We start from the raw sequence: 1731 nt of genomic DNA, 5'->3' as shown, positions 1-1731 counted from the left end.
CGCTAGACGATGACCATGCGCTACTCGGCGTTTTCGATTTTCCGCAACGGCCTGTCCGGCCAGAAGAACTGGCAGCGCGCCTGGCGCGCCGCCGAGCCGAAAGGCGCCTATGACGTGATCATCGTCGGCGGCGGCGGGCATGGCCTCGCCACGGCATTCTACCTGGCCGAGAACCACGGCGTCCGCAATGTCGCGGTGCTGGAGAAAGGCTATGTCGGCGGCGGCAATGTCGGCCGCAACACCACCGTCATCCGCTCCAACTACCTGCTCGACGGCAACACCCAGTTCTATGAATTCTCGGTCAAGCTGTGGGAAGGCCTGTCGCAGGCGCTGAACTTCAACGTGATGTTCTCGCAGCGCGGCCAGATTGTCACCGCTCATTCGGCGGATCAGCTCGACACGTTCAGCCATCGCGCCAACATCATGCGGCTGAACGGCATCGACGCCGACATCCTCGACCGCGACGAGGTGCGGCGGCTCGTGCCCTATCTCGATTTCTCCGACACGGCGCGATTTCCGATCCATGGCGCGATCCTCCAGGGCCGCGCCGGCACCGCCCGCCACGATGCCGTCGCCTGGGGTTATGCGCGCGCCGCCGACGGTCACGGCGTCGATATCATTCAGAACTGCGAGGTGACCGGCTTTGTCCGCGACGGCGACAGGATCGTCGGCGTGGAGACGAGCAAGGGCCGGATCGGCGCCGGCAAGGTCGGCCTCGCGGTCGCCGGCCATACGTCGGTGCTCGGCCAGAAGGCTGGGCTCGAACTGCCGATCGAAAGCCACGTGCTGCAGGCCTTCGTCACCGAGCCGCTGAAGCCGCTGGTCGACCATGTCGTGGCCTATGGCGCCGATCATTTCTATGTCAGCCAGTCCGACAAGGGCGGGCTGGTCTTCGGGGGCAATCTCGACGGCTACAATTCCTATGCCCAGCGCGGCAACCTCGGCGTCGTGCGCGAGGTGGCGGAAGCGGCAATCGCGCTGATGCCCTGCATCTCGCGCGTCCGGCTGCTGCGACATTGGGGCGGCGTCATGGATATGACGCCCGACGCGAGTCCGATCATCTGCCCGACGCCGATCGACGGGCTCTATCTCAATGGCGGCTGGTGCTATGGCGGCTTCAAGGCGACGCCCGCCTCGGGCTGGTGCTTCGCGCACACCCTTGCGACCGGCAAGCCGCATCCCTTGATCGCCGCCTATGGCCTCGACCGTTTCCGCACCGGCCGCACGCTCGACGAGGCCGGCGTCGGTCCCTCGGCCTGGCTGCAATAGAGAAGAAGACAAATGCTTCGCATCGAATGCCCGTGCTGCGGCCCGCGCGACCATGACGAGTTCCGCTATGGCGGCGACGCTTCCGTGGCGCGTCCAGCCCATGACGACCCCGATCCGGAGGCCTGGTACCGCTATGTCTATGTGCGGGACAATCCGGCCGGACCGCACCGCGAGTTCTGGCAGCACGTGTCCGGCTGCCGACAATGGCTGGTCGTCGAGCGCGACACCAGAAACCACGTCATCCAATCGGTCGGCTTCGCCAGGAAAATGCCCGCATGAACAGGATCGGAAATCGCCTCGCGGCCGGCGGGCGCATCGACCGCGCGCAGCCGCTGGGCTTCGTTTTCGATGGTCGAAGCCTGGCCGGATATCAGGGCGACACGCTCGCTTCCGCGCTTCTCGCCAACGGCATCATGCTGACCGGCCGCAGCTTCAAATATCACCGGCCGCGCGGCATCTTTT

At 65.7% G+C, this 1731-nt stretch carries 3 protein-coding genes; all 3 read left to right on the top strand.

Going from position 1 to position 1731, the window contains the following annotated elements:
* The first annotated feature begins 15 nt into the window (after nt 1-15).
* On the top strand, nt 16-1269 hold the full coding sequence (locus tag EOA29_RS35480; protein ID WP_126094290.1) for a sarcosine oxidase subunit beta family protein: 1254 nt from the start codon (nt 16-18) through the stop codon (nt 1267-1269).
* Between the two features lie 12 nt (nt 1270-1281).
* Nucleotides 1282-1548, top strand: coding sequence for a sarcosine oxidase subunit delta (locus tag EOA29_RS35475; protein WP_126094291.1), 267 nt, complete (start codon nt 1282-1284; stop codon nt 1546-1548).
* The coding region (locus EOA29_RS35470; RefSeq protein ID WP_145970012.1) for a 2Fe-2S iron-sulfur cluster-binding protein at nt 1545-1731 on the top strand (187 nt) is incomplete at its 3' end. The genes EOA29_RS35475 and EOA29_RS35470, both read left to right, overlap by 4 nt.

This window comes from Mesorhizobium sp. M1E.F.Ca.ET.063.01.1.1 (assembly GCF_003998155.1).
Taxonomy (GTDB): domain Bacteria; phylum Pseudomonadota; class Alphaproteobacteria; order Rhizobiales; family Rhizobiaceae; genus Mesorhizobium.
The sequence above is the reverse complement of the archived record's forward strand: the minus strand, read 5'-3'. Positions and strand labels throughout refer to the sequence as shown.

Excerpts from the sequence above, each read along its gene's own strand:
- EOA29_RS35480 (WP_126094290.1), top strand. The coding sequence starts at position 16 with ATGCGCTACTCGGCGTTTTCGATTTTCCGCAACGGCCTGTCCGGCCAG.
- EOA29_RS35475 (WP_126094291.1), top strand. The coding sequence starts at position 1,282 with ATGCTTCGCATCGAATGCCCGTGCTGCGGCCCGCGCGACCATGACGAG.